This window comes from Enterococcus raffinosus, assembly GCF_019175485.1.
Classification (GTDB): domain Bacteria; phylum Bacillota; class Bacilli; order Lactobacillales; family Enterococcaceae; genus Enterococcus_A; species Enterococcus_A raffinosus.
On the sequence record NZ_CP072888.1, the window covers coordinates 266,390 to 282,719 of the forward strand.

At 40.1% G+C, this 16,330-nt stretch carries 11 protein-coding genes; 8 read left to right on the forward strand and 3 right to left on the reverse strand.

Annotated features, from left to right (window positions below; genetic code table 11):
- Positions 1-36: 36 nt before the first annotated feature.
- On the reverse strand, positions 37-2,634 hold the full coding sequence (locus J9537_RS01500; RefSeq protein ID WP_218256454.1) for a YfhO family protein: 2,598 nt from the start codon (positions 2,632-2,634) through the stop codon (positions 37-39).
- 247 nt (positions 2,635-2,881) lie between these two features.
- Positions 2,882-3,070 carry a 50S ribosomal protein L28 gene (gene rpmB, locus J9537_RS01505; protein ID WP_010747188.1) on the reverse strand — a complete coding sequence of 63 codons (189 nt, stop codon included), beginning with the start codon at positions 3,068-3,070 and terminating at the stop codon, positions 2,882-2,884.
- A 322-nt stretch (positions 3,071-3,392) separates the two neighbouring features.
- On the opposite strand from rpmB, the gene J9537_RS01510 reads away from it, so the two are divergent.
- From J9537_RS01510 to acpP, 5 genes are all read left to right on the forward strand, one after another.
- Positions 3,393-3,755, forward strand: a complete 363-nt coding sequence (locus J9537_RS01510; RefSeq protein WP_010742791.1) for an Asp23/Gls24 family envelope stress response protein — start codon at positions 3,393-3,395, stop codon at positions 3,753-3,755.
- 29 nt (positions 3,756-3,784) lie between these two features.
- The gene (locus J9537_RS01515; RefSeq protein WP_010747187.1) at positions 3,785-5,467 is read left to right on the forward strand and encodes a DAK2 domain-containing protein; all 1,683 of its coding nucleotides are present in this window, start codon (positions 3,785-3,787) and stop codon (positions 5,465-5,467) included.
- 185 nt (positions 5,468-5,652) lie between these two features.
- The gene (recG, locus tag J9537_RS01520; RefSeq protein WP_218256455.1) at positions 5,653-7,686 is read left to right on the forward strand and encodes an ATP-dependent DNA helicase RecG; all 2,034 of its coding nucleotides are present in this window, start codon (positions 5,653-5,655) and stop codon (positions 7,684-7,686) included.
- Between the two features lie 114 nt (positions 7,687-7,800).
- Positions 7,801-8,802 (forward strand): phosphate acyltransferase PlsX, encoded by a 1,002-nt coding sequence (gene plsX / locus J9537_RS01525; protein WP_218256456.1) that lies wholly within the window; start codon positions 7,801-7,803, stop codon positions 8,800-8,802.
- Positions 8,803-8,919: 117 nt separating this feature from the next.
- Positions 8,920-9,165, forward strand: a complete 246-nt coding sequence (acpP, locus tag J9537_RS01530) for an acyl carrier protein (protein ID WP_028020380.1) — start codon at positions 8,920-8,922, stop codon at positions 9,163-9,165.
- 122 nt (positions 9,166-9,287) lie between these two features.
- Here acpP and J9537_RS01535 read toward each other — a convergent pair whose 3' ends face one another.
- Complete coding sequence (locus J9537_RS01535) at positions 9,288-10,757, reverse strand: IS1182 family transposase (protein WP_137438785.1); 1,470 nt, start codon at positions 10,755-10,757, stop codon at positions 9,288-9,290.
- A 290-nt stretch (positions 10,758-11,047) separates the two neighbouring features.
- Here J9537_RS01535 and rnc point away from each other — a divergent pair, with 290 nt between their 5' ends.
- From rnc to J9537_RS01550, 3 genes are all read left to right on the forward strand, one after another.
- Entirely contained in the window at positions 11,048-11,743 is a 696-nt protein-coding gene (rnc, locus tag J9537_RS01540; protein ID WP_218256457.1) for a ribonuclease III, read from the forward strand.
- Between the two features lie 165 nt (positions 11,744-11,908).
- Complete coding sequence (gene smc / locus J9537_RS01545) at positions 11,909-15,502, forward strand: chromosome segregation protein SMC (RefSeq protein ID WP_218256458.1); 3,594 nt, start codon at positions 11,909-11,911, stop codon at positions 15,500-15,502.
- Positions 15,499-16,317 (forward strand): Cof-type HAD-IIB family hydrolase, encoded by an 819-nt coding sequence (locus J9537_RS01550; RefSeq protein ID WP_218256459.1) that lies wholly within the window; start codon positions 15,499-15,501, stop codon positions 16,315-16,317. Before smc ends, J9537_RS01550 begins: the two co-directional genes overlap by 4 nt.
- Positions 16,318-16,330: the final 13 nt, after the last annotated feature.

Here is a 16,330-nt window from a genome sequence, read left to right on the forward strand (position 1 = left end):
AGACTCAGATTGTTTGATCTTTTTTTACGGTCTTTACTAAGAATGCCGATGTATTTTTTTTGGTCTAAGTACTCTTAGATAAAGAATGAACATACCAATAGCAATTACAAAAGAACATGCACCAGCGATGAAGCCTTTAGGCAGGTAACTAAAGGTTACTTTGTGCTTGCCTTTTGGGACGCGAATACTGACAAAGGCGTTTTGGAAGGCTTTTGTCTCCACTTTTTTGCCATCGATTTTGGCAGTCCACCCTTCATCGTAAGGAATCGTTGTAATTAAAGTCTTGTCTTCTTTCGTGTTTACTGTTCCTTCAGCACTACGTTTGCCGACTTGCATATCTACACCATTTTCTTTGATCTTATCGACAGCTAATTGATAGGCTACGGTGTCTAATGCTAAGACTTGCGGTTTTTGGAAGCTGATCGATTTTGTACCATAAAAACTTGCGGTGAAGGTAACTGTTGTTGCTTTTTCATAATAACCTAAATCATAATATTGTCCGCTGATTCCGATTTGCGCTTGGCGTGTTTGTCCATTTGCTGTAACGGTAGCGGTCGAACTTTCTAGCTCAGCAAAATCGTAAGGATAGAGACTTAAGTAGGCTTGAGTGTTTGCTGGGACCTGTACTTTCCAGGTGACATCTTTCGCTACATTTCCTTGTTTTTCAGTAATTGTTGTAATATTGCCAGCGTTAGTAACGTTGGCATTTTTTGTGTCTATTTGTGTGATAGGCAGAAATTGATAATACTGAAATTGTTCTTGCGACAATGCGTTAAATAATTGTGTCTGCGTGCCAAGGTTATCATTTGGCAAGGCCTTTAATTTATCAATGCTTGTTGGAGCCGTAAAAGCTAATGGCAAGGCGTTATTATTTTCAAAAAGATTATACTCGCCAACGCTTTGCGTTTTCGTGAATCCATATTTATTTAAGTCTTTCGTTTTCGCTATATTGTATTTAATCCCTGTGAAGGCATCAGCTAGCAATGTATTATTTTGATAACGAATGTTTAGACTTGTGCCTCTTGAACGAAATCCTAATTGATCCATATAACCAGAAGAGTGTCGATTACGAATTGAAGAGAACATGCTGACACCGCTATAGCCATAATTAAAGGCATCGTTAGAGGAAACGGGGTCAAGGTTCTCCATTCGATAAAACGTATCGTTATCACTCTTGGTTTTATCAACTAATGCTTTGATCGAAGGATAGGGCTCAGTATAGAGGCTGCGGGAAGCATAGTTCCAATCTTTCAACACGCCACGTACCATAAAGTCACTATTAATAAAGGCTTCTGTAGACATCAGTAATAAAAGTAAAATGCTGAGTGCCTTGAACGGAATCTTATTAAAATGGTAGGCGGTAAAGATCAACGCATATACCGCTAAAAAGCCTAATGTGATGTAAAGTGAAATATTTTTAAGGTAGTCGTAATCTTTGCCCTTCATTCCCCAGAAAATGGCAAAGAGTGCGATTAGCAGCAGACAGGAAGCTACCAGTTGCAAAATATTCTCTCGGTCTAACTTTTCCCAGCCCCACGCCGCTAGTGTGATCACTAAAAATGAAAGTAAATACGCGTAACGGAATAAGAACATGTTTGGCGCATGCATCCCATGCCAAAATAAATTCATCGGCTGAATATAAAAACTTGCAATCAGGATTGCACCAATCACACCATAAGCGAGTTTATTTTTCCAAGGAATCTTTTTGCAGATAAAGAAAAACAAACACAGAGCTAATGGTAATAGACCGATATATATAAATGGAATCGAACCATATTTCGTTGTATCGTAGGAGCCAATCAAGTTTTTTGCAATAAAATCCCACCAGCTTGTCGCTTCCGTTTTAAAGGTAGTGATTTGCGTTAGTTCTTCACCATTTGTCCGTAAATCAAGGATTGAGGGTAGAATTACAATCATTGAAGCAAAACCGGCTAATAACGAAGTGGCTCCATAGGGAATAATGCTTTTTTTATACAGCTTCCAATTGGTGATCAAACGTGCAATAAAGTAAAGAACTGAAAAAACACCAATCATAAATCCCATATAAAAGCTCGTTAGAAACAACATTAAATAGGAGACAAACAGTACAGTCGGCTTTTTCAAATCCATCACACGATTGATTCCTAAAATAATCAATGGTAGATAAACAAAGGCATCCAGCCACATGATGATTTCAGAATGTGCAATAGCAAAGGACATCAGAGCATAGGTGACACTCAGTGCTACACGAGACCAGTCGGGCAATTTAAAACTCCCCTTAGCGTAAAACCAAAAGGCTAGTCCCGCGGAGCCAATTTTGACTAGAGTTAAGAAATACAGAGCATCCGGCATCAATTGATTTGGAAAGAAAATAACCAACGGTGTAAAAAATCCGCCGAGGTAGTAGGAAACTAATGACAGATAATTCAACCCCATAGAGGCATTCCAAGTATAAAAAAGGCCTTGCTTACCTAAAAGCATATTTCGAAAACTTGCGTGAAAATTTGAAAATTGGGAGAAGGCATCACTGGCTAAAACACTACGGCTTGATCCAGGATAGATACCAATCGTTAAATAGACGATCACCATGAGGGTGAGCGGCAGGAAAAAGCTGGCTAATAAATACCAACGGTTTTCTTTAAGATAGTTTTTCATATAAAAATCACCAAACTTCTTTCAACAGACTATTCAAATTTTACCATAAACACAGCAAAATATTGTGAAAGAGCTATGAAACTCAAGCAAAGATTTGAAATTTGTGTGGAGAAGGGTTTATTCAAAATGAGAAATAAAAAAACGAGCCGATACGATCGACCCGCAATTCTTATTCAAAATATGTAAAATAAAAAAACTGTCAAAAAAAACCGTTCAGAATTGAACGGTTTGACTTAGTTGGATAATATTAAACGCGCTCAACTTTTCCAGATTTCAAAGCACGAGTTGAGACCCAAACTTTTTTAGGTTTTCCGTCCACTAATACGCGAACTTTTTGTAAATTAGGTTTTACAGTACGTTTAGTAGCGTTCATAGCGTGAGAACGGTTATTTGCACTTCTTGTTTTACGACCAGTAAAATAGCAAACTTTTGCCATGTGTTGTTTCCTCCTTTTGCCTTGATATTGGAGCGCTTCTTTGGCTCATACTAAAATAAAATAGCACATATTAGCAAGATTAGCAAGTGAATTTTTTTAGAAAGATTGACATTCTATGGATTTGCAGGTAAATTATACTCTGTTAGCGTAAAAATTTTTTAGTAAAAGTTTTGATGCAAGAAAGTTGGTACAATTTGCGGCAAGCAGGCAGCGCCCTATCAGCAAATCGCAATGGAACTTTCTTTTATTTGTCATAGGGCTATGATAAACTATTATAGTAGAAAAAATGGGCGAGTGTGCCTATTTAAGGAGGCTAACAACTATGGCTGTGAAAATTAATACACAGACTGGTATGATCGAAATTTCAAACGACGTCATCGCGACGGTTGTCGGCGGTGCAGTTACTGACGTGTTTGGTATCGTCGGTATGGCTAGTAAAAATCAAATCAAAGACAATATCACAGAAATTTTAAGAAAAGAAAACTATTCACGCGGCGTCGTAGTACGTCAAGAGGAGAACGGGATCGCAGTCGACGTCTATACGATCGTCAGCTACGGCACGAAGATCTCAGAAGTGTCGCGCAATGTCCAAGAAAAAGTGAAATATAATTTGGAAACGATGCTTGGGGTTACAGCCAACTCAGTGAATGTCTATGTTCAAGGTGTACGTGTTCTGCCTGATTAAGGGCAGCGTTCTTAAGGAGGACTAAGTAAGTGAAGGTAACAGAAATCAGCGCGAGTCAATTCCAAGAAATGGTAGAGGCTGGCGCTAAACGTCTGCAAGTCAATGCAGAATATGTCAATTCATTAAATGTATTTCCAGTACCGGATGGTGATACTGGGACCAATATGAATCTATCTATGACTAGCGGTGCAACGGCCGTTGTCAATTCTGCTTCTGAAAAGGTTGGAGAGTTAGCTAATGTTTTAGCAAAAGGATTATTGATGGGCGCTCGCGGAAACTCCGGGGTTATTTTGTCACAATTATTCCGTGGTTTTTCTAAAGAGATTTTAGAGGTGGATACATTAAATGCGCGAGATTTAGCAGAAGCATTAGTGCATGGTGTAGAGACTGCCTATAAAGCAGTGATGAAACCCGTAGAGGGGACGATCTTAACTGTGGCTCGCGAATCAGCAAAAGCTGGTGAACGTAAAGCGAAACAAACAGATGATGTGGTTGAAGTCATGTCAGCTGTTGTTAAATATGGAAAAAAAGCGTTAGATAAAACACCTGACATGCTGCCAGTATTAAAAGAAGTTGGTGTAGTTGATAGCGGTGGACAAGGGTTATTGTTCATTTATGAAGGCTTCTTGAGTGCGTTAAATGGCGAATTTCAAGCAGATGATACGTATGAGCCAAGTCCAGCTGAAATGGATGAAATGGTGAATGCGGAACATCATCGCAGTGTTCAAGGACAGCTAGCAACAGAAGACATCAAATTCGGCTATTGTACTGAAATTATGGTTCGTCTAGGGGAAGGACCAACTGTTGATAGTAAATTTGATTACGATACTTTCCGTAACTATTTGGATGGCATTGGCGATTCACTGTTGGTGGTCAATGATGACGAGATCGTTAAAGTACACGTGCACACGGAACATCCTGGCGAAGTCATGAATTATGGACAAAAATTTGGTGCGTTGATCAAAGTTAAAGTGGATAACATGCGTCAACAGCATGAAACGATCTTAGAACACGATGAAGAGGTCGCAGCTTTTGAAGCAGCACCAGCAGAGCATAAACCTTACGCAGTGATTGCTATTGCAGCCGGTGAAGGAGTCCAAGAATTATTCAAGAGTCTAGGAGTCTCTTATGTCATCAGCGGCGGTCAGACCATGAATCCAAGTACAGAAGATATTTTGAAGGCTATCAAAGAAGTCAATGCGGACCAAGTCATTGTCTTGCCGAATAACAAGAATATCTTTATGGCAGCAGATCAAGCAGCGGAAGTTGCGGAAATTCCAGTTGCAGTAGTACCAAGTAAAACTGTTTCTCAAGGAATGACAGCGATGTTGGCATTTAATGGGGATCAAAGCCTAGAGGATAATAAAACATCAATGACTGAGATGCTGGATTCAGTAGTCAGCGGTCAAATTACGAATGCGATTCGTGACACAGCGATTGATGGTGTTGAGATTCATGAAGGCGACTACTTAGGGATGATCGATGGGAAAATCGTTCTTTCAGAAGCAGATAAATACCAAGCGACCTTAGATACCTTGAATAAAATGATCAGCGAGGATATCGAAATCATCACGATCATCGTAGGCGTTGAAGGTACCCAAGCAGAAGCTGAAAAAATAAGCGAAGCAATTGAAGCAAGCTATCCTGATTTAGAGGTTGAGATCCACGAAGGAAACCAACCCGTTTATCCATACTTGCTTTCAGCAGAATAAATTAGTAAAAGTCGGAGGGAGTGGGCCAAGAATATCTGGCTCACTCCTGTTTTTGTCAAATTGAATTTTCGCCTTAACACAAACAATTAGCGGAATCGTATGCGAAGCGAGAATAAGGTGATTTTCGACAATCAACTCTATTGACTACGAGATAGCAGAAATTCAAAGACGAAAGGGGGATTACGATGACGATTCAAGAATCTGTTTCAGTATTACCAGGTGTAGGGCCGAAACGTGCGCAAACGTTAGCTGACTTAGGGATTTTAACGATTGAAGATCTATTAAGCTATTACCCTTTTCGTTATGAAGACATTCAAGAAAAAAATTTATTAGAGATCAACGATCAAGAGAAGGTTACATTAAAAGGGGTCATTGTCTCGGCCCCCGTAGTTAGCCGCTTTGGCTACAAAAAAAGCCGTCTTCAGTTTCGGATGATGCAAGATCACGCCGTTTTTATGGTTTCTTTTTTCAATCAGCCTTACTTAAAAGATAAAGTTGAAGTCGGTGAAGAGCTAGCCGTTTATGGAAAATGGGATGCTAAGCGTAAGTCATTAACTGGGATGAAGATTTTAGGCGGCAAACAAACAGAAGAATATGCCCCCATCTATCATGTGACGAAAGCGATTCGACAAAGTACCTTGATTGACTTAATTAAGGCTGCTTTTGAAAAATTTGGTGATCAAGTGATGGAAAACCTGCCTGAATATCTTTTGGAAAAGTATCGCTTAATGCCAAGAAAGCAAGCGATGCGAGCGATGCATTTTCCTAAAAATCCGGCAGAAAGCCAACAAGCCAAACGGCGAGTTGTTTTTGAAGAGTTTTTCCTATTCCAAATGCGAATGCAGGGATTAAAGAATAGTGAGCGCAGCGAAAAAAACGGAATCTCAATTCGTTACGATGTAGAACGTCTAAAACAATTTACTCAAAGGCTGCCTTTTGAGTTAACAGACGCGCAAAAACGGGTAACCAATGAAATTTGTTATGATTTACGAAGCAAAAAACATATGCAGCGTTTGCTGCAGGGAGATGTTGGGAGCGGAAAAACAGTAGTGGCCGCCATTGCTTTATACGCGACAATGACAGCAGGGTTTCAAGGAGCTTTAATGGTGCCAACGGAAATTCTGGCGCAGCAACACTTAGAAAGTCTGAATCAACTGTTTGATCCGTTGGAGCTGACGACAGCACTATTGACCGGTTCAACGAAAACAAAAGAGCGACGAGCGATTCTCGCAGGCTTACAAAATGGCGAAATAGATGTGGTCATCGGGACACACGCTTTAATTCAAGACGAGGTCCAATTTGCTAATCTGGGATTAGTTATCACGGATGAACAACACCGATTTGGGGTAAATCAGCGACGAGTCTTACGAGAAAAAGGGCTACACCCTGATGTTTTATTCATGACAGCGACACCGATTCCGCGGACATTGGCGATCACAGCCTATGGAGAGATGGATGTTTCTGTTATTGATCAAATGCCTGCGGGGCGAATTCCCGTCAAAACCAGTTGGATTAAGCCTAAACAATTGGAGCATACCTTAGATTGGGCGAAACAAGAATTGCAGGCTGGTCATCAGTTGTATGTGATCTGTCCCTTAATTGAGGAGTCTGAAGCGTTGGACGTGAAGAATGCGACTGAAATTTATGAGCATTTGAAGGAGTACTATGCACCGACTTATCAGGTTAGTCTATTACACGGAAAAATGAAGAATTCCGAAAAAGATGCGATTATGGAAGCATTCAAGGATAATCAAAGCCAAATTTTAGTTTCTACCACCGTTATTGAAGTGGGAGTCAACGTTCCAAACGCGACTGTGATGTTTATCATGGATGCGGATCGTTTTGGTTTGGCACAGCTTCATCAATTACGTGGTCGTGTGGGCCGTGGTTCAGATGCTTCTTATTGTATTTTAGTTGCTAGTCCTAAAAATGAGCTGGGCAAGGAACGTATGAAGATCATGACTGAAACAAATAATGGATTTGTCTTAAGTGAAAAAGATTTAGAATTACGCGGGCCTGGGGAAGTTTTCGGCTTCCGTCAATCCGGGTTGCCGCAATTTTTAATTGCGGATCTGGTAAATGATGCCAACGTATTAGAAGTAGCGAGGGACGAGGCCAATCAGATTTGGCAAGTAGATAATTGGCGTGAGCAGCCAGCCTTTGCACCATTAGCAAAGACCTTAAAACCGGCTGAAACTGGCGAAACATATTTCGATTAGTATGCTATACTGTAGAAAAATTTAAAGACTCCCATTGCTATTTTGGATGATATAAAAGGCAAATGGGACACGGATTAAATATGAATTTATTGAAAAAAAGGAGAGAGTGTTCTCATGAAAATTGCTGTAGATGCAATGGGCGGAGATTTCGCACCTAAAGCTATCGTGGAGGGTGTGATGTTAGCACAACAAAATCACCCGGAAATCGAGTTCCAATTATATGGAAAAGAAGACGCTATTCGTCAATATGTAACTAACGAAAAGAATATTACGATTATCCACACAGATGAAAAAATTAATAGTGATGATGAGCCTGTTAAGGCTATTCGTCGCAAGAAAAATGCTTCAATGGTTTTGGCAGCGCAAGCGGTCAAAGAAGGGAAGGCAGATGCGATTTTTTCTGCAGGAAATACAGGAGCATTATTAGCTGCTGGCCTGTTTGTAGTAGGAAGGATCAAAGGAATCGAACGTCCTGGTTTGATGTCTACTTTGCCTGTTTTAAATAGCAACAGTGGTTTCGATATGCTGGACCTAGGAGCGAATGCAGAAAACAAAGCAGAGCATCTTCACCAATATGCGATTTTGGGTTCATTCTATGCAAAACATGTTCGTGGTATTGAAAGCCCTCGTGTCGGACTTTTAAACAACGGGACTGAAGAAACAAAAGGCAGTGAATTAACAAAAGAAGCATTTAAACTATTGCAAGCTGAAGAGAGCATCAACTTTATCGGCAATGTGGAAGCTAGAGAGCTGTTAAATGGTGCCGCTGATGTCGTTGTTACAGACGGCTTTACAGGAAACGCGGTTTTAAAAACAATCGAGGGAACAGCAATGGGTCTGATGAGCTTGATTAAAGGCAGTATCAATGAGGCAGGTGTCAAAGGGAAATTTGGAGCACTGATGTTAAAAGATACGCTTTATGGCTTAAAAGACAAATTGGACTATTCTTCTCATGGCGGTGCAGTATTGTTTGGTCTGAAGGCACCAGTGATTAAAACACACGGTTCTACCGGTCCAGAAGCAGTAGCTAATACGATTGATCAAATTCACACGATGCTTGAAACGAATGTGGTTGGGCAATTGGTCCAGTTTTTTGAAACACCTAAGGGCGAATAAGCAGGGTGATAATTTACCGAAAAAGGTAGACAAAGGGCACAAACATCAGTAAAATGAACTGTGACCTTCTGGTAAAACATAGACGAATATTAGTTGATCAAGTGGAGGTGAATGTTGTTGACTCGTGAAGAAGTATTTAGCAAAGTTGCTGAAATAATTTCAAATCACTTTGAAATTGATAAAGACAAGGTAACACTTGAATTGAGTATCAAAGACGACTTAAATGCAGATTCAATCAGTATTATGGAATTTGTTCTAGAATTAGAAGATGAATTCGGAACAGAAATTTCTGATGAAGATGCTGAAAAAATTGAAACAGTTGGAGCTGCAGTTGATTACATTGTGGAAAACAACCAAGCTTAACAAAGTGGTACACCGGCAATTAGAGCCACTGATAAAGTACCCTAGTTTCTACAAAAACTCAGATTAATGAACGGAAAAAGCCCGATGATCAGCCTACAAAGTTGATCATCGGGCGTTCTTTATTATTTTTCTTCCGCTTTTTCATCAATCAGCTTAACGATTCGTTTTAAATTAGTGACAAAGAGCGTACTGGCTCCTTGAAGCATCATGCCCTCAATGTCTTTAGACCAAGAAACATTGTAGCCATGTCTGTTTTTGATTTCACTATTCTTTCCTTCAATCATATAACGCATACGGTAACGTTTTTGGAACGCTTCCGTTTCCTGAAATGTCTGTTGGTCGCTATGTGCTTGGGATTGAATCGTCACACTGTACGTTTTACTTTTTGCCCCTTCTTTATAACAGTCCTCATTCAATGGACAAGCTTGGCACTTTTTTACATCAAAATAGAAGGTCAATCGTTGGTTTTCTCCTTGATTTTTCTTTCCTTGAACAGCTTTTCGAAAGGCCAATTGTCCATTGGGACAGACGTACATTCCAGCGTCCTTATTATATTCCCACTCCTGTTCGGGATCTCGTGTGCCATTTGAAATCACTGGATGAAGTTTTGAATAAAGTTTAATTTTTTCTTCTGCTGTAAAAAGTAAGTTGGCTTTTCCTGAATACGCTGTATCACCGATAACTTCCTTCACATCAATTCCGTTCGCACGTGATTTTTCAACTAATTCTTTTAAATATGGGCCGTCTCCAACATCCCCACCAGTCACACTTGCGGCTGCGATAATTCGTTCTTCGGTGATAGCCAGATGGGTTTTATAGCCGAAAAATTCTGTTTCTGCGGTTTTATGTCCAACCTTTGCGGACGTATCGTGAGAATAGACTTCATATTCTTGGCAATCTTCAACCGTTTCTTTTAACTGATTGACTGACTCCGCGACTGCAGGTATGACGGACCATTCTGGATGTTCCTCAATTGCTTTTAAGAGCGTCTTTACATAGTCTTTTTCTGCTTGGTACTCGTTTTTTTGATTTTTTTCAGGCATGATCTGTTTCGCTTCAGGTTTTACTGTATAAATCGCTTTGCGCACCTTTTTTGAATAAGAACGTAAGAGCTCTATTGCGGATTTTTTATTAAATCTAGAAGCGGTATGTGTGGCATCTACGATAATTCCTTTGCTTTTGATAATCTCTTTTTCGATCGCGAGCTGAACGGTTTTGTTCAATAAGAGATCTAGTAAATTTGAATCGTTCAAGCGTTGTCGTCTGAATTTCGTCAGTAGACTTGGATCAATGACCTCGTCTTCTGGAGCTAAGCCAAGAAAATATTTGTAGGCCATGTCTGTTTTACTGCGAGCAACGAGATCCACATCAGACGCGGGAAACATCGCTTTTAACATCAAATATTTGAATAACTTAATCGGATCATAGGCATTGCGACCATCGTTTAAACAATATTTATTTTCTAGTTCCTCGTAAACAAAAGAAAAGTCAACTAACTCATTGAACCGACGCAAAATATGATCGGCTGGGATGAGTAAATCATAAAGATCACTATATGGACTAAGTGTGGTTTGAACCATTTGTTTAAGCATGAAATCGCCCCCTAGATACTTCTAATTATAAAGATATCTGGACAACGAATCACTATCTAAAAGAAAAAATTGTCGAAAGAAAATGCCTGCATTCTCTTTCGACAATTTTTGTTATTGAACTTTATCAGTGGCTCCCGGCAATTGCTGGTGTATTTTTTTTGTGTAATAAAAGAGAGATGAAGTTCGATCATTTTTTGAAAATTTCTTACTATCATGACTTCTGATTTAAAAATCCTAGAAAAAACAGTATAATAAAGCGTGATGGAAATCTCAAAAAAAGGAATGAGCCCATGGATACACAGTTGATCAATGAATTGAAAGAAAACTACGGCATCGTTTTTCACGATGTGAACTTATTAGAGCAGGCGTTTACCCACTCATCATATGTGAATGAACACCGTAACATGAACATCTCAGATAATGAACGGTTAGAATTTTTAGGGGACGCTGTCTTAGAAATTCAAGTATCGGACTATTTGTATCACCATTATCCAAATTTGCCAGAAGGCCGCTTAACTCGGCTGCGTTCGGCAATTGTAAGGGAAGAAAGTTTATCAAAATTTGCGAAAGAATGTCATTTTGATCACTATATCCTGTTAGGAAAGGGCGAAGAGAATTCTGGCGGTCGTGACCGTGCAGCGCTCTTGTGTGACTTATTTGAGGCATTTTTAGGTGCTTTGTATCTAGATCAAGGCTATGATGTGGCTCTACGTTTCATTCAAACCGTTGTCTTTCCGAAAATTGAGGCAGGGGTCTTTACGAGAGAAATGGATCATAAGACTCGTTTGCAGGAAGTTTTGCAAAAAGGTGGAGACGTATCGATCGATTATCGATTAGTGAATGAAGAGGGACCAGCCCATGAGCGGATTTTTACGATTGATGTGTATGCTGATGATGAATTGATTGGTTCAGGCCAAGGGAAATCTAAAAAATTGGCAGAACAAGATGCAGCGGAAAAAGCATTAATAAAAATTGCAGCTAAATAAGACGTTGTTCTCTACGTATCAAAATAGATGAGGCAGACGTAGAACTACGACATATCTTAAAGGTAAAGTCAGCAGTTATATCTGCTTAACAAAAGGGATGCACAGCAACTGTCGTTGCTGTGCAAGTTCGTATAGCTCTTTTTATGAAAGTATAGGAGGAACATTTTGTATTTAAAACGAATTGAGATCGCTGGTTTTAAATCCTTCGCCGATCGAACAAAGATCGAGTTTGAAAAGGGCGTAACGGCGGTTATTGGACCAAACGGCAGCGGGAAAAGTAATATTACTGAAGCGATTCGCTGGGTTTTAGGCGAACAATCTGCAAAGAGCTTGCGGGGAGGTAAAATGCCCGATATCATCTTCGCTGGTTCAGAATCGCGAAAACAGTTGAATATCGCTGAGGTGACCGTAGTGTTGGACAATACGGATCACTATTTACCGTTAGCCTTTAGTGAAGTCAGTGTGACGAGACGTTATCGACGAACGGGAGAAAGCGATTTTTTCATTAATAAAAAAGCTTGTCGTTTAAAAGATATCCAAGACCTTTTTATGGACTCTGGGTTAGGAAAAGAATCCTTCTCGATTATTTCTCAAGGAAAAGTAGAGGCGATTTTTTCCAGCAAACCGGAGGATCGTCGCGGAATTTTCGAGGAAGCCGCAGGTGTCTTGAAATATAAGCAACGAAAGCGTAAAGCTGAACAAAAGCTTTTCGAAACGGAAGATAATCTAAGCCGCGTTCAGGATATTATTTATGAATTAGAGGATCAGCTGACTCCTTTAGCTGCTCAAAGCGAAGCAGCCAAGGAGTTTTTAGCGCTAAAAAAAGAATTGACAGCTACGGATGTCAGTTTGATGGTAGCCAAAATCAAGCAAACGCGAGATTCTTGGCAATCAGCTAAAACTGATTTTGATACATTGTCCAAAATAGTCGAAGAAAAAAGCCAGTTTATTCAACAAACAGAAGTGCAATTAGGCACACTACGAGAAAAACGTGGAACTTTGGATGAACAGTTGGAAACTGGACAGCAGCAATTACTCCATTTGTCAGAGGCCTTGAAGCAAGCAGAAGGCCAGAAGGAACTATTGAGTGAACGTTCAAAGAATACCCAAAAAACTAGTGCGGAATATCGAACAACATTAGAGGAACAGCGCAAGAAAAAAGCAGAAGCACAATTGAACTTGCAGGATGTTCAAGCGCAGCAGAAGGATAAGCAAGTCGAAAAACTGGCGTTAGAGGAAAAGATTCAAGAGTTAACTTCGGAAGCCGAGAAATATCAAAAATCTCCTAAAGAATTATTAGAGGATCTACGTGGCACTTACGTGGAATTGATGCAAGAATCAGCGAATGTCAGCAATGAATTGAAATATTTAGAGCGTCAATACTCGCAAGAAAAAGCAAAAAACCAACAGAGCATGAGTCGCTTTGAAGTGTTAAAAGAGCAATTGGAAGCATTGACAGCACAACAAATAACCGCACAAACTAAGTGTCAAGATTTAGAAACACTGTTGAAAGAAGAGCAGGAAAACTATCGACGGTTAACAGTAGAAAAAAATGGGGCACAGCAGCAACTGCAAAAAGAGCAGCAGCTGATGTATGATTTGATGAGTCAGGTCCAGCAAGCGCGGGCACGACAAAAGAGTCTGCAAGAAATTCAAGAGAATTATAGCGGCTTTTATCAAGGGGTACGTAGTGTCTTGCAGCACAAGGACCAGCTAAGCGGAATTGTTGGTGCAGTGGCAGAATTGATTCAGGTACCCAAAGAATATACTTTGGCGATTGAAACAGCTTTAGGTGCATCTGCACAGCATATCATCGTAGAAAATGAAAAGGATGCCCGTCAGGGTATTACTTTTTTAAAGAGACAACGCAGCGGCCGAGGAACCTTCTTGCCGTTAACGACGATTAAGCCACGAAGCTTAGGAGCTCATCAATATCAGGCAATTAAGGATGAAGAAGGCTTTTTAGGAGTTGCAAGTGAGTTAGTATCATTTCCTGAGAATGTTGCACCTGTTATGCAGAATCTCTTGGGCGCTATTGTAATCGCCAAAGATCTAAACAGTGCCAATCAGCTTGCTCGGCAATTAGGATATCAAGTTCGAGTGGTCTCATTGGATGGCGATGTGATGAATGCCGGCGGCTCCATGACTGGTGGTGCGACGAAGCAAGGGAATCGTGGGAACTTATTCAACCAAGGACATGAATTGGAAGAATGGACGAAACGCTATGAGGAAATTAATCAAGCGTTGCAGACAAAGGAAAAATTTGTTCAGGAGCTACAAACAAAAGTAGCGGAGCAAACAGACACACTTGAAACTTTGCGAACACAAGGGGAGCAAACACGGTTAGCCTATCAGGAAGCGCAAAACAACGAAGAACAGGTTAACACTGAGTTGGCGCGTTTACAGAAAGAGCAAGCGTTATTCTCATATGAAGCTAAGGAATTGGAAAGCTTTTTGAATGACTATCAAACACAAAAAGAGGCTTTAAAAATTCAACAGGTTGAATTGAAGACGCAGCAAGAAAGAATCGATCAAGAAATTCAGCAGATGAATGAAGAAAGCGATCAGTTAGAAGAAAAACGCGCAAATATCAATGCTGAATTAAGTCGTCTTCAAGCGGATTACGCTGTATTAGATGAGCGGTTACTGTATCTAGAACGACAAGCTATAAACTTTGAAAGTCAGATGAATGAGTTGACGGGTCAGATTATGAGTCTGGAAAACCAAATATTAGCACTCTCTAGTGATTCGTCAGATCATGAGGAAACTGAAGAAAGCTTAAATCAGCGCCTAACAGAGTTGGCCACGGCGAAAGAGCATTTGCATGAGCAGTTGACTTTGTGGAAGGAATCCCGTCAGGACTTACAGAAACAAGTGGATCAGTCTGATAGTGCATTAACTGAAGCCAATAGGGAACAAAAACAATTGCTTGCAAGACAATCACAGGCAGATGTTCAAAAAAACCGGTACGAGCTGAAATTGGATAATGCATTGACCTATTTACAAGAAGAGTATAGTTTGACCTTCGAAGGGGCAGAAGCGCAGTCGGACCCTGAAATTGATCAACAGATAGCGCAAAATGAAGTCAGTCGCTTGAAACAAGCCATCGAAAAATTGGGTCCAGTTAATCTGAATGCGATTGAGCAATATCAACAGGTTGAAGAACGCTATGATTTTCTTACTACACAAAGAGATGACTTGTTATCAGCGAAAGAGCAACTATTTGAAACGATGGACGAGATGGATGATGAAGTCAAAACACGTTTCTTCACCACATTCCAAGCGATACGTGAAAAATTCAATGAGGTCTTCCCTAATATGTTCGGCGGGGGTCGTGCGGAGCTAGTATTGACTGATCCTGATGACTTGTTGAATACAGGAATTGAGATAGAAGCACAGCCCCCGGGGAAGAAATTACAAAGTCTGTCGTTGCTTTCTGGTGGAGAACGCGCATTGACGGCAATTGCCCTACTCTTTTCGATTATTCAGGTTCGCCCAGTACCATTTTGTGTCTTGGATGAGGTAGAAGCTGCTTTGGATGAGGCGAACGTTACTCGCTTTGGTCGTTACTTGAGTGCATTCCAAAATGATACGCAGTTTATTGTAGTTACTCATCGTAAAGGAACAATGGAAGCCGCTGATGTCCTATATGGAGTGACAATGCAAGAATCAGGTGTATCAAAAATTATTTCAGTAAGGCTTGAAGAAGTGAAAGAGGATGGGAAATTTCAAGTGAAGGAAAGGGAATTGTTGGAATGATAAAATTAATTGCGATTGATTTAGATGGAACATTGTTGACGGATGCGAAAACAATCTCCGATACAAATAAAAAAATGTTGGCTGAAGCAAAGGCACGAGGGGTTAAAATCGTGATTTGTACAGGACGTCCACTGATTGCGATCAAGGATTATTTAGCCGAGCTAAACTTATTGGATGCAGATGATTACTCTATTACATTTAATGGAGGATTAATCCAAACAAATACAGGTGAAATTTTAGGAAAGACAGCAATGGATTTGGCTGATGTACAACATATTCATCAGTTATTGACGAATCTTGCTCTGCCGATGGACGTTCTATCAGATGCTCTATGTTTCCAATTTGAAACAGCAAAAGATCATCCATCAATTTATCCAACATTGAACAAAGCATTAACGTATGTTCCAAAGACGATTGAGGCATTGGATGAGGATACGTTGTACAATAAAGTGGTGGCGGCAATTGATGCAGCATACTTGGATCAAAAAATCGCCTTAATTCCGAATGAAGAATACGAGCGCTTCGAAATTTTCAAGACGCGTCCTAATTTATTAGAATTTATGCCAAAAGGTGTGACAAAAGCTTTTGGACTTTCAGTCTTAGGTGAGCATCTTGGTATCGATGCTCGTGAGATGATGGCATTAGGCGATGAAGCGAATGATCTGTCGATGATCAATTATGCTGGAATGGGTGTCGCGATGGAAAATGCGACAGATGGAGTAAAATCGGCTGCTAATTTTGTGACGAAAACCAATCAAGCGGATGGTGTTGCGCATGCTATTCAAAAATTCGTATTTGATGATTTAAAGGAATAATTGAAATGAGGGG

Bases quoted from the DNA above. Each gene is read 5' to 3' on its own strand.
- J9537_RS01500 (WP_218256454.1), bottom strand. From the start codon at position 2,634: ATGAAAAACTATCTTAAAGAAAACCGTTGGTATTTATTAGCCAGCTTT.
- rpmB (WP_010747188.1), bottom strand. From the start codon at position 3,070: ATGGCAAAAGTTTGCTATTTTACTGGTCGTAAAACAAGAAGTGCAAAT.
- J9537_RS01510 (WP_010742791.1), top strand. From the start codon at position 3,393: ATGGCTGTGAAAATTAATACACAGACTGGTATGATCGAAATTTCAAAC.
- recG (WP_218256455.1), top strand. From the start codon at position 5,653: ATGACGATTCAAGAATCTGTTTCAGTATTACCAGGTGTAGGGCCGAAA.
- plsX (WP_218256456.1), top strand. From the start codon at position 7,801: ATGAAAATTGCTGTAGATGCAATGGGCGGAGATTTCGCACCTAAAGCT.
- J9537_RS01535 (WP_137438785.1), bottom strand. From the start codon at position 10,757: ATGCTTAAACAAATGGTTCAAACCACACTTAGTCCATATAGTGATCTT.
- rnc (WP_218256457.1), top strand. From the start codon at position 11,048: ATGGATACACAGTTGATCAATGAATTGAAAGAAAACTACGGCATCGTT.
- J9537_RS01550 (WP_218256459.1), top strand. From the start codon at position 15,499: ATGATAAAATTAATTGCGATTGATTTAGATGGAACATTGTTGACGGAT.